The sequence below is a fragment of the bacterium (Candidatus Blackallbacteria) CG13_big_fil_rev_8_21_14_2_50_49_14 genome (assembly GCA_002783405.1).
Classification (GTDB): Bacteria; Cyanobacteriota; Sericytochromatia; order UBA7694; family UBA7694.
On sequence record PFGG01000011.1, the window covers coordinates 116,376 to 131,747 of the forward strand.

At 43.6% G+C, this 15,372-nt stretch carries 13 protein-coding genes and 1 tRNA gene; 7 read left to right on the forward strand and 7 right to left on the reverse strand.

The window, feature by feature from the left end:
• The 4 genes from COW20_02670 (at position 1) to COW20_02685 (ending at position 3,272) form a co-directional block, all read left to right on the forward strand.
• Positions 1–879 (forward strand): hypothetical protein, encoded by an 879-nt coding sequence (locus COW20_02670; GenBank protein ID PIW50422.1) that lies wholly within the window; start codon positions 1–3, stop codon positions 877–879.
• Positions 864–2,048, forward strand: coding sequence for a hypothetical protein (locus tag COW20_02675; GenBank protein PIW50423.1), 1,185 nt, complete (start codon positions 864–866; stop codon positions 2,046–2,048). The genes COW20_02670 and COW20_02675 overlap by 16 nt, the downstream gene beginning before the upstream one ends.
• 85 nt (positions 2,049–2,133) lie before the next feature.
• Positions 2,134–2,205: transfer RNA gene (locus tag COW20_02680), tRNA-Thr, on the forward strand.
• A 53-nt stretch (positions 2,206–2,258) separates the two neighbouring features.
• Positions 2,259–3,272, forward strand: a complete 1,014-nt coding sequence (locus tag COW20_02685; GenBank protein PIW50508.1) for a peptide ABC transporter permease — start codon at positions 2,259–2,261, stop codon at positions 3,270–3,272.
• Positions 3,273–3,274: 2 nt separating this feature from the next.
• On the opposite strand, the gene COW20_02690 is transcribed toward COW20_02685, so the two are convergent.
• The 6 genes from COW20_02690 to COW20_02715 all read right to left on the reverse strand — a co-directional run bounded on the left by COW20_02690 (position 3,275) and on the right by COW20_02715 (position 11,101).
• Complete coding sequence (locus COW20_02690) at positions 3,275–3,541, reverse strand: stage V sporulation protein S (GenBank protein PIW50424.1); 267 nt, start codon at positions 3,539–3,541, stop codon at positions 3,275–3,277.
• 111 nt (positions 3,542–3,652) lie between these two features.
• Positions 3,653–4,057, reverse strand: a complete 405-nt coding sequence (locus tag COW20_02695) for a response regulator (GenBank protein PIW50425.1) — start codon at positions 4,055–4,057, stop codon at positions 3,653–3,655.
• Complete coding sequence (locus tag COW20_02700; protein ID PIW50426.1) at positions 4,057–5,184, reverse strand: hypothetical protein; 1,128 nt, start codon at positions 5,182–5,184, stop codon at positions 4,057–4,059. The genes COW20_02695 and COW20_02700 overlap by 1 nt, the downstream gene beginning before the upstream one ends.
• Entirely contained in the window at positions 5,174–6,961 is a 1,788-nt protein-coding gene (locus tag COW20_02705) for a hypothetical protein (protein ID PIW50427.1), read from the reverse strand. Before COW20_02705 ends, COW20_02700 begins: the two co-directional genes overlap by 11 nt.
• Positions 6,948–8,153: a hypothetical protein gene (locus COW20_02710; protein ID PIW50428.1), complete on the reverse strand. Its 1,206-nt coding sequence runs from the start codon at positions 8,151–8,153 to the stop codon at positions 6,948–6,950. Before COW20_02710 ends, COW20_02705 begins: the two co-directional genes overlap by 14 nt.
• Positions 8,150–11,101, reverse strand: a complete 2,952-nt coding sequence (locus tag COW20_02715; protein PIW50429.1) for a hypothetical protein — start codon at positions 11,099–11,101, stop codon at positions 8,150–8,152. Before COW20_02715 ends, COW20_02710 begins: the two co-directional genes overlap by 4 nt.
• Before the next feature lie 181 nt (positions 11,102–11,282).
• On the opposite strand from COW20_02715, the gene COW20_02720 reads away from it, so the two are divergent.
• Positions 11,283–12,191: a hypothetical protein gene (locus COW20_02720; GenBank protein PIW50430.1), complete on the forward strand. Its 909-nt coding sequence runs from the start codon at positions 11,283–11,285 to the stop codon at positions 12,189–12,191.
• Here the strand turns inward: COW20_02720 and COW20_02725 are convergent.
• Positions 12,188–12,889 (reverse strand): DNA-binding response regulator, encoded by a 702-nt coding sequence (locus COW20_02725; GenBank protein ID PIW50431.1) that lies wholly within the window; start codon positions 12,887–12,889, stop codon positions 12,188–12,190. The genes COW20_02720 and COW20_02725 overlap by 4 nt on opposite strands.
• A 502-nt stretch (positions 12,890–13,391) precedes the next feature.
• On the opposite strand from COW20_02725, the gene COW20_02730 reads away from it, so the two are divergent.
• On the forward strand, positions 13,392–14,636 hold the full coding sequence (locus COW20_02730; GenBank protein ID PIW50432.1) for a flagellin: 1,245 nt from the start codon (positions 13,392–13,394) through the stop codon (positions 14,634–14,636).
• A 196-nt stretch (positions 14,637–14,832) separates the two neighbouring features.
• Positions 14,833–15,225, forward strand: a complete 393-nt coding sequence (locus tag COW20_02735) for a hypothetical protein (GenBank protein PIW50433.1) — start codon at positions 14,833–14,835, stop codon at positions 15,223–15,225.
• The last annotated feature ends 147 nt before the right edge of the window (positions 15,226–15,372 follow it).

Below are 15,372 nucleotides of genomic sequence, written 5' to 3' on the forward strand. Positions count from 1 at the left end.
GTGCTGAATCTTCTGATTGGGGGTCTCAGCACCCTGGCCTGTACCTTTTCCAACCGGCAACTCTTATGGTTAACCCATGGAGTTGCCGGCTTTCTCTTTTTTATCTACCGTTTAACCCCCCATCGCCGCTATATTCAAACCAATCTCATCACCGGTTTAAACTGCTCCCAAGCTGAAGCAGATAAACTTGCCCACCGCCACATTCAGAATCTCACCTTTGCGCTGGCTGAATTTTTAAGATTTCCGCTGTTTAAACAAAACACCTCCCCGCTCGATTGGCAGACCCTTGGTTTTCATCACTTTCTCAAAGCTTATTTCAAAAACAAAGGCGTGATACTGGTTTCAGCCCATTATGGATGTTGGGAACTGATTCCGGCCTTCATTGGACAAACAGGCCAACCCATTACGACCCTGGTACAACGCCCCAGTATCAAAGCCTTTGATACACTCTTTACCAGTTTTCGTCAATTTGCAAATGTAAAAACCTGCTATAACGACAGTTTAAGTGGCTTACGGCCCATCTTTAGGGCCCTCAAAAACCATGAAATTGTGGCCTTGGTCATTGATCAGCACGGCGAAAGCGAAACGCTGATCGGTGACTTCATGGGACACAGGGTCTCCATACCCGAAGGCCCTGATTTCCTCAGCCGCAGAACCGGCGCAGAGATCGTCCCTGTGTTTACCTTTCGCGAGGGCTTCACCCATAAGATTCAATTTTTTCCCAGCCTGAAGGCCCAAGACTTTCAAAACTCAGCAGAGCTGATGCAAACACTTTATGATCAAATTGAAACCATGGTCAAACAACACCCTCAAGAATGGCTTTGGAGCTACAATCGTTGGGATAAATACGCGGATTGCCCTCAATGTTCACCCGAATAGCGCTCTTTTTTCTGCCCGTTTTTTCACTTCCAGGCGTGCTCATTTTTGTGTTGGGGCTCCTGCTCGAAAAACCACAGCCTCAAGAAAGGCCTTCGCTTTCCCTTCCTTTTCTCAGCCCGCTTGAAAAAAAACTGCTGCTCCTGCTTTGCCTTTTCAGCGGCCTGCCTCTTTTCAATGCTTCAAACCCCCTTTTCCATCTTGCCGGTTTTATCAGCCATTATCTTCTGCCGATGGGTTTTTGCTACCTTCTGCTCAAAAAACTTCGTACCGGTGTTTTAAATACTCAGCAGCTCAGACAAAGCCTGATTGCAGGGCTAACACTCCTGGCTCTGATTGGGATCGCAAATTATTTTCTCAACTGGCATGGAGAAATCAAAGCCCTGATTCTCCCCATTTTCGATCATCCTGCCCTCATCGACTTCAGTTTAAATCCAGCTGAAGGTCGGGCTTGGGGACCTGCTCTCAACCCCAATTTGCTTGGGCTGCTGATGAGCTTGGGTATTCCACTCTTGCTCAGTGAAACAGCCAAGCAAAAAAACAGCTCTTTGCGCCTGGGCTATGGGGTCATCACCGCAATTCTCTGGATGGCCCTGATCGTGAGTTTTTCGAGGGCGGCCTGGTTAGGAGCCTGTGCAGCTCTGCTTTGGATGTTGATTTCGCCGCTGACACGTCGCATCAGTTTTACTTGGATCGGAAGCATTCTCCTGCTTTTGATGCATCCTGCGATTCAAACTCGCCTGGAAAGCCTATTTCGGGCTGAACACAGCACCAATCAACTGCGACGTGAAATCTGGCTGGCGGGTTGGCATATGCTGGAAGCAAACTGGTTTTCTGGCATTGGCATCTTAAATTTTGACTGGATTTATCCTCTCTATCAAATCGCAGATCGTGGAACAGCCCATTTGCATTTGGCACTCTTACAGATCGCCGTCGAAAGTGGTCTGTTTTTTTGTCTGAGCCTGGTGTTTCTGCTCTTGCTGCTTTTTAAATCGGCAAGACCCCACCCTGAGATCCAAGCGAGTGGGATCGCACTTGCCATTTTTTGCTGCTTTGATTATCCTCTTGCAGATCTCCGCATTCAGGTCGTTTTGATGCTCTTGCTGAGTATCGTTCTTTATCACAGGAATACAGCGCCCCCCAAAACCTCTGCACCGCAAACTGAGTTTTAAAGCTAAAAACCGTGGTCGTGGATAACAGGGTATGTTAAAATACACTCCATCTCTACAGGAAAATGACTTCCTGACGAGAAAACAAGCCGATGTAGCTCAGTGGTAGAGCAGCTGTTTCGTAAACAGCAGGCCAGGGGTTCAATCCCCCTCATCGGCTTTTGTGCTTGCTTATATGCGACTGCACAGCCTGAACAGTGAGGTAGCTCAGTGATTTTCCGGTTTCTTTTACGCCGTTTGGGCCTGATGGCCCTGATTTTACTTTGTGTTTCGTTTATCGTATTTATTTCGGTGCGTTTGATTCCTGGAGATCCAGCCCAATTGATGTTGGGCGAACGTGCAACTCAAGAAGCCCTTGAGCGTTTACGTGAACAACTCGGACTGAACAAGCCTTTTTTAGTGCAATACTTCAGTTATCTAGCACGGATATTCACCGAAGGCAGCTTAGGAGATTCGATTGTCACCAACAATCCCGTTCTGGTTGAAATTGGCCAAAAATTCCCTGCGACAATTGAGTTGGCCTTCACGAGCATGCTGATTGCAGCGTTCATCGGAATTTCCGTAGGCATTCTCGCTGCGGTTTATAGAAACTCATGGATTGATAATCTCAGCATGGTGGGTGCCCTGACGGGCGTTTCAATGCCAATCTTTTGGCTGGGCCTGCTCTTGATGATGATCTTTTCAGCCCAATTGGGCTGGGTTCCCCTTTCGGGCCGCTTAAGTATCATCAATGATCTGGAGCCGATTACTGGCTTTTACCTGATCGACAGCCTGCTCGCGAAAGATCTGTTCTCCTTTGCTGATGCTTTACACCACTTAATCTTGCCTGCCATTACCCTGGCCACCGTTCCAACGGCCATTATTGCCCGCATGACCCGAGCCAGTATGCTTGAAGTGCTTGAACAGGATTATGTCAAAACAGCCAAAGCAAAGGGAGTTTCCCAAATACGCGTGGTTTTGCACCACGCTTTGCGCAATGCAGCCATCCCCATTACCACAATCACAGGTTTACAATTGGGATTGCTTCTCAGTGGGGCCGTCTTAACAGAAACCATTTATGCCTGGAACGGCTTAGGTTCCTATGTAGTAAATGCTGTCAATGCCCGTGATTTTCCTGTCGTTCAGGGCTGTGTTCTGATCTTTGCCTTTACCTTTGTCATGATCAATCTGCTCGTAGATATGAGCTATTTTGGGCTTGACCCAAGAATTCGTGACAGCGGCGTTTAAATTTAGCTTTTAATTTCAACTTTAAAACGAATGGCTGTGCGCTCTTCGCCATTGATTTCAATATCGGCAAAAGAGGGGGTACACATCAATTCAATACCCGCTGGAGCCAGGTACCCACGGGCAATGGCAATGGCCTTGATTGTTTGATTGATTGCACCAGCTCCAATCGCTTGAAGCTCGCAAAGTTTTCTCTCTCTGATCACACCGGCAATAGCACCAGCGACAGAGGAGGGTTGTGAGGAAGAAGCAACTTGCAATACCTGAACCACTTTTTAATACTGCTTTCTTGCGGGATTTATAGAATCATCATACTGTGAATTTTCATTGAAAAGCAACACTTGCTGCCCCGAACAGACCCAGGATATTCATAAACTGTTGGTCTAGGCATACAGTGATCTTTCAAAGATATCACGTCCCAGATAAAATTGGATCCGCTGAATCAAATCACTCAAGGGAAATGGTTTTAAAAGGTAATCTCTAACCCCCCACGACTGAATTTCTTTTATGGTTGCAAGATCCTGACGGGCACTGAGCATTATCACAGGAAATTGAGAGGTTCGTTTTAACCCACGCAACTGACTCAAAATATCAACTCCGGTTAAACCTGGCATATCAATATCCAACAGAACCAAGTCCAGATGGGGTGTTACCATCGCCATTCTCAGACCCTCATGCGGATCTGAAGCCGTTAATACCTCAACAACCGTATCCTCCATCAAGTCAATGACCAAACGTAAATAGCTCTGATTGTCATCAATATATAATATTTTTCTGATTTTACTCATCAATTATCAACCCCTTTATCTGAAAACGGTAAAACAAGACAAAAACAGGATCCAAGCCCTGATTGAGAATCACAGCCAATCTTTCCCCCCAATTGCTCTGCCAAATATTTCACAATGGACAAACCCAATCCTGTTGAACTTTCACCTCCGGTTGGCTGGGCAGAGAGTCGCATAAATTTTTTAAATAATTTTTTCTGATCCTCTTCGGTCAAACCGGGTCCTTCATCCTTGATCTCGAAGACAAGTTCCTGCTCAGACAAAGAGAGAGAAAACCAGATACGCTTTTCTGGAAAAGAATATTTGACAGCGTTGGATAATAAATTATCTAAAATCTGAATAAGCACACTTCTATCGACCAGGAAACGCACAGGATTTTCAGGAAATGAGGTGATCAATGAGATTTTCTTTTGCGTAGCTCTTGTTTGCCAAGTTTCTAAAAGTGTTTGACACAAATCTTTTAAATCATGCATTTCTGGCTGAAGTTCAAGCGAGCCTGTCTCCAAACGGTTTAACTCTAGTAAGTTGGTTACAATATCCAACATGCGTTGGGCATCATCACAGATTTGCTGCATTGAAGATTCAAGCTTCTCAGGCAAAATCGAGGTTGATTTCATTTGCGTCATCTGTGCTCTTAACAGAATGGTTGCCAAAGGGTTTTTTAAATCGTGAGCTGCAATCCCTAAAAAATGATCTTTTTCCGCATTCATACACTCTAATTTTAGAGTATATTCCTGCAGTTTTTTTCTGCCACGAAAAAGTTCGAGATGCGTTTTGATACGGGCTTCAAGTTCTGAAAAATTAAAGGGTTTGGTCACATAGTCGACAGCCCCCACTTCCAGGCCTTGGATAATTTGCTCAGAGCGATGCAGGGCCGTCAAAAAAATAAGTGGAATATCTGAAAAGTCTGGATTTGATTTCAAAACTTTACAAATCTCAAAACCGTTCATGCCTGGCAACATAATATCACATAAAAAAAGTTCAGGCCGTAATGTCCTTAAAAGCTCAAAAGCTTCAGGAGCACTGCCTGCAATCGCAAAGGTATATCCTGAGGCATCCAGATAGGCTTCCAAAGTCTGTTGGATCACTGGCTCGTCTTCAATTACCAGAATTTCAATTTTATCTTTCACCCAAATTATTCTCCAGATAAGAATTTAGAATTTGCTGTAAAACCTTCAAATCGACAGGCTTTGACAAATAAAAATCTGCTCCACTTTTCATAATGGCTGATTTTTCCCAGGGCATGTTCAGTGAAGTCAAGGCCACAATAGGGATTTTCAGCAAATGATCCTGTGCTTTTATTTTTTCAATCAACTCCAGCCCACTCATCTCAGGCATTTGAATGTCTGTTAGAATCAAAGCTGGCAAATCCTTTTTCAACAAATCCAAAGCATCTGCTCCTCCATGCGCCAAAACAGTCTGATATCCTAAAAATTGCAAGTATTCACTGAATAGATCCAAATTAGCCAAATGATCATCCACCACCAAAATTTTAGCTTTTTCTGATTTTTCTGCAAGTTCACACTTCAAAACCGGGTGAGAAACAGTTTTATCGCCGGGCAATATCAATTGAAACAAACTGCCCTGTCCAGGTTGACTTTCAACCTGGATACAGCCCCCATGCAAGTCTGCTATTTTTTTGACCAAAGTCAACCCCAATCCCGTTCCGCCATAGCGTCGTGAAAGCCCCCTATCGATCTGTACAAAAGGCTGAAACAAACGTTCTCTATCCGCTTCTGCAATTCCAATGCCCGTATCTTTAACTGAAAAAATAACGGCATGACTGAGCTTGTTCTCTTCGATCTTCAGTTCTACCTGCCCCTCTTCTGGAGTAAACTTGATTGCATTACTCAATAAATTGAGCAGAACCTGCCTGAGTTTTTGAACATCAAAATAGGCTTGTAAATCAAACGGTTGGCAAGAAAAACTCACTCGAATATGTTTATTTTCAGCCAATTGATGCACCATTTCAACCACTGAACTGCCCAATTCTTGAAGATTAACAGGTTCGAGCAGAAGTTCTGTTTTCCCGGCCTCAATTTTGGCAAGGTCAAGCACATCATTGATTAAACTCAAAAGATGCTTGCCACTTTCCTGAATAGTCCCCAGAGATTTGCTCTGTTTTGGGGTCAGTGGCCCCAAAATTTCACGTGAAATGAGTTCCGTCAAGCCCAAAACGGCAGTGAGTGGCGTTCTCAACTCATGACTCATATTGGCCAAAAATTCATCTTTCAAACGCGCAGCCTGATTTAATGCACGATTGGCCATTTCCAATTCCTGTGTTCGCTCCAAGACCCGCAGTTCCAGCTCCTGATTCAGACGCTGAAGCTCTTGTTGAAACTCAAGTTGCCGCAAGGCCTGAGAAGCCAAAAAGGATAAGTGTCCAGCCAAAGAGAGATGACGCGGCCCAAAAACAGATTTTTGTGAGTGAACAGCAATTAAAAGGGCTGTCTGTTGCAAACCCGGCAAGGGAATATGCAAAGCAGATCCAATCTCAGCCAGAAACTCAGAAGGCAGGTGTTGCCATTCTGGAATTTGCAATACATCATACACAACGCTTGGTTTGCCTTTGATTAAACGCTTAAAAAACCGACCGATGGGCCAATGTGCAAGACTCAATGGTTGGTTCCAGTCAGCTTCCTCACTGAAAGCCATCACACACATTTGCTCATCTGAATGAGCAAGCAAAACCCAGGCTCGCTCAAATCCCAAATAGACCTGTAAAACCTGTAATAGACGAGGAAAAACATTTTCGCTCCGATTACTCAAGGCCAATACTTTTAATCCTTCAAGCAAGGTCTCAGACTCTTGCCGAAGTTCCCGCTCCCAATTACGAGCTTGTTCAAGCTCCAGTAAAAGCTCCCACAAGCGTTCTTGACTCATGAATTCAGGTTCATTCAGGTTCATAAAACACCACCACTGAAATCATCAAATTGCCATGACGATTTTCTCCCCCAGGAAAGCAGCCCTGTTCACCAAAGGTAAAAGCCCCTAAAAATGGAATTTTTCCCAAAACAGACTCAAGACTGGCAATCACTTCAGCCATCCGATCCTGAATACTTAACATACAACCTGCACAGTAGATAATCACAGCACCTCGAATCTGCTTCAAGCTGAATTTATCCAGGGTTGACAAAGCCAAACTTGCCGCATTACCGGCTCGCAGACACAGACTGTCGGATGTTCCTCGCATCAGCCAAACTTCATCACCTTGGTGAATATCTGAAAACAGCGTAAGTGCTCCACCTGGCAATAGTTTTTCAGGGTGAGAAAGTTGAAAATAAGGAATCGATCCCAATTTCCCCACAAATCTACCCAAAGGAAAAAGAGAGGTCTGAGCCAGAATATTGGATTCCTGAGAAGGAGCATCTAAACTGAGTTTCCTTCCAATCCAATTTTGATAAACCTCTGCGGCAGGTTTCCCATTTAAGCTATAAAGTATGCGATCTCTGGCCTCAGTCACCCATGCTCTTTCCCCAGAGGGTTCATAACCACTGTGAAAAGCAAATAGAATCCGGGCAGAGGAATAAAAAACAGCCACTCCCAGTCCCTGTTCGAGAACCAAACCCCTTGAAAAAATACGCCAATTTCCTGAAACCGTATCATCGGCGGCACTTCCTCCCACGATGGGAACCAAAGGCCCTACACATTCTGTGATGCCCTTGATCACTTCTTCTTCAACGCCAGGTGATGCACTGACCCAAATCAAATCAGGCACTTCTCCAGAGCGTTCAGCCGCAAGAATCGCACTTTCCAAGGCCGCTTGGGCCGCCTGCCGAACAGAAGACTTGAAAGCAGCAAAACCCACGCCAAAATTTCCTTCTGAATCATACAATCCCAAGAGTCCCAGATTTCCTGTGGGTGCAGACAAAAATCCCTGCTGAGTCATGATTCCCAAACAGGAGGTGCTGCCCAAAATCTGGATTTCTGCTGGCAATTGGCTCAAGACCTGGCTCAAGTTTTCAATCGAATAGCCCACACTCGCAAAAATCAGAAGAAACTGTGGCCAAGAAGCTTGATTTTGAACAAAGGGCAACCATGCATCTTCAAAGGCCTTGATTTCATTCTCTGCACAAGATGCAGAGACTTGAATATTCATGCTCGCTCTCCTTTGTGAGGCTCTTTTAAATGGTGCATAATTTTAGAACAGAGAAGCTTAAAATCAACGGGTTTACTCAAATAATCATCAAACCCCTCTTTCAAAATTCGTTCCTGATCTCCCGCCATGGCCAAAGAGGTCAAGGCAATCACGGGAGTATTGAGCAGATCAGGGTTTTCAAACTGACGAAAAGCCTGTACGACTTCAATGCCACTCATTTCAGGCATTTGTATATCCATCAGAATCAAATGGGGGCGGTGCGACTCCAGCCAAGTTAGGGCTTGATGTGGAGAAGTCTGCGTACAAACTTGAAAATCAAAATATTCTAAAAAAGAGCGAATCACTTCAATATTCACGGGGTTATCATCCACCAGAAGCAGCAGAGGTCGCCCCTCTTTAGCTTGTGCTGAATAATCAGATTGGGTAAAAAGAGCTTCGGAATGTTCCGATTCCTGATCTTCCGTTTTTTCGTTGCCTGGTAAATAAACCGAAAAACAAGAGCCCTTCTCAAGCCTGCTGGAAACTTCGATTCTCCCTCCATGTGCGGCTACGAGTTCATGTACGAGGCTCAAGCCCAAACCCGTTCCTGCATATTTACGCGAAAATCCACTGTCAATCTGAACAAAGGGTTGAAACAGCTTATCCAGATCCTCTGCAGCAATTCCAATGCCCGTATCTTGGATCATAAGTAAAACATTCCGTCCAGCAAGTTTGACATGCAGACCGACCTTGCCACTATCTGGGGTAAATTTAACCGCATTTGAAAGCAGATTGATCAAAATCTGCTTGAGACTTCTTAAATCAGCCCAAACTTTTAAATCAAAAGGCTCAATCTGAAGTTCCAGGCAGATGTTTTTATCATCAGCCAAAGGGCGCATCAGGCTGAGCACTTCTTGCCCCAAGTTAGAAAGCAGGATTTCTTCAGGATGAAGTTCAAGCTTACCAGCCTGAACTTTTGATAAATCGAGAATATCGTTGATCAGATTCAAGAGATGCTGTCCGCTGTTGCGAATGGTGTTGACTGAATTCAATTGCTTGGGATTCAAGCCCCCCAATACTTGTTGAGAGAGAAGATCGGACATTCCCAAAATCCCTGTCAAAGGCGTGCGCAATTCATGGCTCATATTGGCAAGAAAGGTATCTTTCATTTGATTAGCCAAAATCAACTGTTGATTGAGTTCCTTGGTTTCAAGCAAACTTTTGTTCAGCGCCTCGGTTCGAAGTGCAACTTCAGCCTCTAAATCTTCATTAAAAAGGCGCAAATTTTCCTGGGCTTGTTTCTGAGGGGTAATGTTTTGATGAAAAATCACAATCCGGCCTTCATCGTCCTGATCCAATTGATGCACTTGGATCTGAAACCATCGCTTTTCAGCTGGGCTGTGGCAAGGATATTCCATGACAAAGGCATTTTTCTCTCCGGATAAAACGTCCTTAATTCCGTTGAATACAGCTTGTGCTTCTGCAGCCTGATTCAGAGTGGCTTTTTTGCAAACATCCAAATAATTCCAGCCCAAATAATCATGTTCCCCCTGATTGAATTTTGAAAACGCATCCCAGGCTTCATTGGTCATAATCACGTTACCCAGCCGATCCAAGACGCAGATATGGGCCCCCAGAGCATTTAAAATCCCATAGGCAAATTTTTCTGATTGGATCAATTCAGCCTCAATCTTTTTACGCAGGGTAATATCTTTGGTAATACCCCAAATTTCTATGGGTTGACCTTCAGCATTAAGGTTCACTCGCGCACTGCTGCTAAACCAGACCATGCGCTGATCGGGTCGAATAAAGCGAAATTCATATTCCCATACCCCTGTGGGATTTTTCGTAAGATAATTTTGAAAAGATTCACGAAAACCAGGCAGATCCTCTGGATGCAGATATTTTTGCCAAATTAAAAAATTTTGCTCAAGTTGTCCAAAGGGGATCCCACTGAGCTGCTCAGCGGCATGGTTCAAATAACTTGTTTTTTGAGACCCCATATCATAACAAAAGACCATTTCCTGAAGCGTATTGGTCACCTGAAAAAAACGTTCTTGGCTGGTCTGCAATGCATTGAGAAGCGCTTCATGCTGACTCAGATCTCGATTAATAATCACCAGACCGACCACTTCACCCTGAGAATTCTGCAATTGTGAACAGGTCACCAAAACTGGAATTTCAGCCCCCATACGGTGAGCCTGCGTCACACGCCCACTCCAGGCTCCCGCTTTTAAAACAGCTTGCAAAACATCATCCCGCGAAGTGCCTGTAAATACACAATTGGGCTGTAATTCAAGCCAATTCTGGCCTATCGCCTCATCTGAACTCCAGCCATATAATTGCTCAGCGGCTTGATTCCAACTCAAAACCGTCATTTCAAGATCAACTGAAAGCACAGCATCACTCAGACTATTCAGCAAAATCGCCTGGTAACGCCATTCCGACTCCAGGCGTTTGCGTTCAGTGATCTCCTGTTTGACCGCCAAATAATGCGAAGACCTACCCTGTGCATCTTTAATCGGAACAATAAAGGCCCACTCCCAATAAAGCTGCCCATTTTTTTTGCGGTTTAGCAGTTCTCCCTGCCACAAATCTCCTCTCTCTAAGTATTCCCACAATTTTTGATAAATGGTCTGATCGGTCAAGCCCGATTGAAAGATACGCGGGTTTTTTCCCAAAATTTCAGTCAGAGCATAGCCTGTCATTTTTTCAAATGCTGGGTTCGCGTATTGAATCGTTCCACTGGTGTCTGTTACCAGCAATGGAAGGCCGCTGACATGCAGGCCTTTTAATAAGCCATGGGGCGGCAGATTAAATCCAGAGGACAGAGAAAAAGGATACTGAACCTCTTTTTGGAGAACCTGCAAAAATTCAGCCAAATCGTCATCGGCCATCAATTCTACTTCCGAGAGTTGACCTTGAAAATATGCATTTATTTTTTGAGAAATGTTCAAGGAAAAATTCATAAAGACTGGCCTCTACGCTATGCTGATTCAAAAAATATAAGGGTCTTGCTGTTCACTCATTTTATCCGATGAGTATGGAGGCAATATGTAGCACAAAAAAAATTCAACACAAATCCTCCATATTTTTTTCATACTCAGCCGCTAAACTCTTACTCAACCTGAATAAAAAGAGGAAAACTCCATGCCCAAGGTATTGGCTATCGATGACGAATTCCATATCCTTCAACTGGTGGCAGAATTTTTGAGAGATCAGGACTATGAGGTCACCACTGCCAATAATGGCCGTCTGGCTTTGGAATGCCTACAATCTTATCATCCCGACATTATTCTCTGCGATGTTGAGATGCCTGAAATGAACGGTTACGAAGTTTTAGAACAATTCCGAAAAAACAGTGAAACAGCTCATATTCCCTTTGTTTTCTTAACAGGCATGTCGGCCCGCCATCAGATGCGGGCAGGCATGAATCTGGGAGCAGATGACTATCTCACTAAACCGTTTACCTTTCAGGAATTGCTCAAGGCTGTTCAAAGTCGTTTAAAAAAAACAGAAGATCTGCATCAGTATGTTGAAAAACAATTAGACGCCAAAGAAAAGATAATTCAAACCTTAGCTTACCGAGATGAGACGACAGGTTTGCCCAACCAACAGGCTCTTGAACAGGCATTCTGGCAAATTACCCGTCAGGAACAGAAACTGGCCCTGATTTTTTTTCAACTGGAAGGCTTTCAAAACAGTGCAGCGGGGCACACACCGGCACTGGGCCGGGCCTTAATGAAAGCGTTGACCAATCGCTTAAGAGCCTATTTTCATGAAAATCAAAAAAATCTCTTTTATCTTGGTATTAACCAATTCTGCTTACTGCTACACATACAAAATCCCCAAAATCTTTTGCAAACCTTCGAACTTATTCAACAACAGACGCAGTCACCTTTTCAAATTTTTAAACAAGAGCACCGTTTTGGTTTAAGTGCAGGAATAAGTCTCTATCCTCACAATGCTCTAAACTTAGAAAATCTGCTCAACAGCGCCCAAAAAGCCTGCCAACAGGCAGAAGCTTTAGGAGGCAACCAATGCCAGTTTGTCCTTTAATTTTTGAGCCGATAGCCCAATCCACGAACGGTTTCAATTAAATCCACATCAGCTCCTGCAGCTTTCAGTTTTTTTCTTAACATCATAATATAAGAATCAATATTGCGAATTGAAATTTGAGTACCCGCTTCACGCAGTTGCATGAGCATCTGCCCGCGCGAACAAATCTGATGCGAATGTCGGATCAAATATTCCAGTAAATCAAACTCAAAGCAAGACAATACAATTTCATTTTCTTGCCAAAAAACCTGTCGGGTTTCAGGAATCAAATTTAAAGCTCTAAAACTCAGTCCGAGATGTTCTGGCTGGGGTGAAAGAGGATAATAACGTTGAAGGATTTTGCGAATACGAGCCAATAAAACAGGGGCCTGAACAGGTTTGGTAATATAATCTTCAGCCCCCAACTCCAAGCCCAAGACAATATCCAGTTCTTCGTTTTTGGCAGAAAGAAAAAGATAGGGCGTTTGATTCAATAATTGGGTTTGAATAAACTTCATCAGGTGTATGCCTTGAATATCAGGTAAATTCATATCAGAAATAATCAGATCAAAAGACCGCGACTGTAGTAAAGCATACGCTTGGGCTCCAGTAGCCGCATGAAAAACCTGATAATTTTCCATTTCAAGCAGCTCTTGCAGTGCCGAAGCAAAGGCAAGATCATCTTCGATCAATGCAATCTGAAAAACGCGGACTCTCATTTAACTGTCCCTATTTTCTCTCTCCCACAAAATGGGCATTATGTATTCTTTACAAGAGTTGAAATAGAGCCTGTAGTTGACCCGTCTTTTATTCGCCACCATACTATTGGTATACAATTAAAGCCAGAGAAATCAACTCATGACGCCTCAACGAGACGCATTTCTCTACACCCCCAACCAAACTGATGTTATGGTTGGAGTACTGAGAAATTTCTGGGTAAAAACATGAAGTTTGAGTCATTTCTAAAACTTACGGACTTTTTTCTCGTGCTTATCTTACCAACTGAGTGCTCTAAATTTCAAGACCTTCTTATGTAGAGAATATTACAATACAAGCTCAACTAACCCGGCCCGCCCCAAGGAGACCCAGAGCATTATAAAAAATAACTTGATTTTCGTGTCATAATCCTGATATGCTATCAGCAGTGGACCACTGACGGGACACTGCTATTTTTAATTACTTAATGGATTAAGTACTTGTTTCAAGGAGGAAACACGTTTTATGGCTATTCGTATTAACTCGAATATTGCATCTCTCAATGCCCAGCGCAATCTGGGGCTCAGCAATCAACAGTTGAACAAAACCCTCGAAAGACTTTCTTCAGGCTTGAGAATCAATCGTGCAGCAGATGATGCTGCGGGTTTGGCCGTTTCAGAAAAGCTGCGCACTCAAATCAAGGGCTTTACACAAGCGATTGCAAACTCACAAGACGCAGTGAACCTCATTGCCACTGCAGAATCCGGCATTGATCAAACCTCTCAGATTTTGCAACGTATCCGTGAGCTGTCCATTCAAGCAGCTGGCGATACCTTGGTTAATTCAGACCGCTCCAAAATTCAGGAAGAAATTAACCAATTGCGTGTGGAACTTACCCGTATCGCAGAAACAACTGAATTCAATACCCGTAAATTATTGGATGGCTCGATCGCACAGGCCACATTTGCTGAAGATGCCTCTGCTTCAATCAAGCAAAATGTACGTGTCGGTGATACTTCAGTTACTGTACCTGTTCTTAATGATTTCATTAGTTCAGCAAATGTTTCTGTCACGGGCGCAACCCTCGATACAGCTTTCCAAATTAAATTTGTTTCCTGGCAAACAAATGCAACCTCTCCTGTCAGCGTAGCCTTGGAAGTACGCTCGTCTTTGGATGGGGTCATTACCACCATTAATTTGGGTGCCACCGCAACCAACCCCACCTCCATCAACCTGACAGTGAGCGGTACCACCATTGGTTCCATTGCTATTAACGCCAGCAATATTTCATTGAATGATATTGGCAAAACAGCCTTGGTACAAATTACGGCTCGCCGTGCAGCTGTCACCACCGATCAGGGCTTAACCTTCCACGTCGGCGCCAATGAAGGCCAGTTCCTGAAAATGGGTGTTCAAGATCTGCGCGGAAAAGCATTGCGTCTTGAAACCATCAATATTCTTGGCACAAATGATGAAGACAGCCGCGTAAAAGCCCAAAATGCAATTGGAGCAGTGGATACGGCTCTCGATTACGTCAATACGGTTCGCTCACGCCTTGGGGCGTTCCAGAATCGTGTTGAATACACGATTCAGAATCTCCAGGTATCTCGCGAGAACCTGACAGCTTCTGAATCACGCATTCGTGACGCAGATATCGCCATGGAGACTGCCAATCTGACCCGGGCACAAATTTTGGTTCAGGCCGGCACCGCAGTTCTGACCCAAGCCAATATTGCTCCACAGTCAGCACTCAGTCTGCTCGGTCGTTAATTCCTTTAACTAACTATCAACAGAATCTGCTTTATTGGGTAGATTCTGTTGATTTTTCATAGAATCAAATAATTTAAGTTGCTTGACCACTTATTCATTTAAGTGATAAAATAATATTGTGTATTATGTGCAATTGTCTCTTTTTTAAATCATTTTCCATTCTGTAATTGAGGCAAAAGCAGCACTGTCAAAATTCATGGAGGAATATATGACAGAAATATCGAATGTCTCAGGAATTTCGACCTTAGAAAGTGATCTGCTTAGAAAACAAACACTGATAGGACAAAATGGAAATCCAACGTCCCAAGCGCTTCCAGCATATACCCAGGCATCTCAGGAAGAAAAAAAACCCCTGACAGCTGAAGAAAAAAAATCTCTACAAGAAGCCACTTCTCATTTAAATGAGGTCATTAAACCTCTTTCTATCGGTCTGAATATTCAGCCGGTTGATTCCTCAAATAATTATTACGTAGAATTGTTTGATCGTGATACCGGCAAGGTAATACGTGAAATTCCCGCAAGAGAAATAATTAAAATGCAGGAACATATCAGACAATATCAAGGTTTGATTTTTGATAAATTCAGTTAAATACTAACAAATTCAAAATTTTGACGGACTGTTGCCAAACGACAGTCCGTTTTTTCATTTGAAACTCACAAAAATCCTATTTAATTTAAGCTTAAATAAACCCTAGTCTTATCTTCAGAAAGTTTCTCATTTTATTCCGCATAACAT

Coding starts and splice junctions, on each gene's coding strand:
- COW20_02715 (PIW50429.1), bottom strand. CDS start 11,101: ATGAATTTTTCCTTGAACATTTCTCAAAAAATAAATGCATATTTTCAA.
- COW20_02725 (PIW50431.1), bottom strand. CDS start 12,889: ATGAGAGTCCGCGTTTTTCAGATTGCATTGATCGAAGATGATCTTGCC.
- COW20_02730 (PIW50432.1), top strand. CDS start 13,392: ATGGCTATTCGTATTAACTCGAATATTGCATCTCTCAATGCCCAGCGC.
- COW20_02705 (PIW50427.1), bottom strand. CDS start 6,961: ATGAACCTGAATGAACCTGAATTCATGAGTCAAGAACGCTTGTGGGAG.
- COW20_02720 (PIW50430.1), top strand. CDS start 11,283: ATGCCCAAGGTATTGGCTATCGATGACGAATTCCATATCCTTCAACTG.
- COW20_02710 (PIW50428.1), bottom strand. CDS start 8,153: ATGAATATTCAAGTCTCTGCATCTTGTGCAGAGAATGAAATCAAGGCC.
- COW20_02675 (PIW50423.1), top strand. CDS start 864: ATGTTCACCCGAATAGCGCTCTTTTTTCTGCCCGTTTTTTCACTTCCA.
- COW20_02735 (PIW50433.1), top strand. CDS start 14,833: ATGGAGGAATATATGACAGAAATATCGAATGTCTCAGGAATTTCGACC.
- COW20_02695 (PIW50425.1), bottom strand. CDS start 4,057: ATGAGTAAAATCAGAAAAATATTATATATTGATGACAATCAGAGCTAT.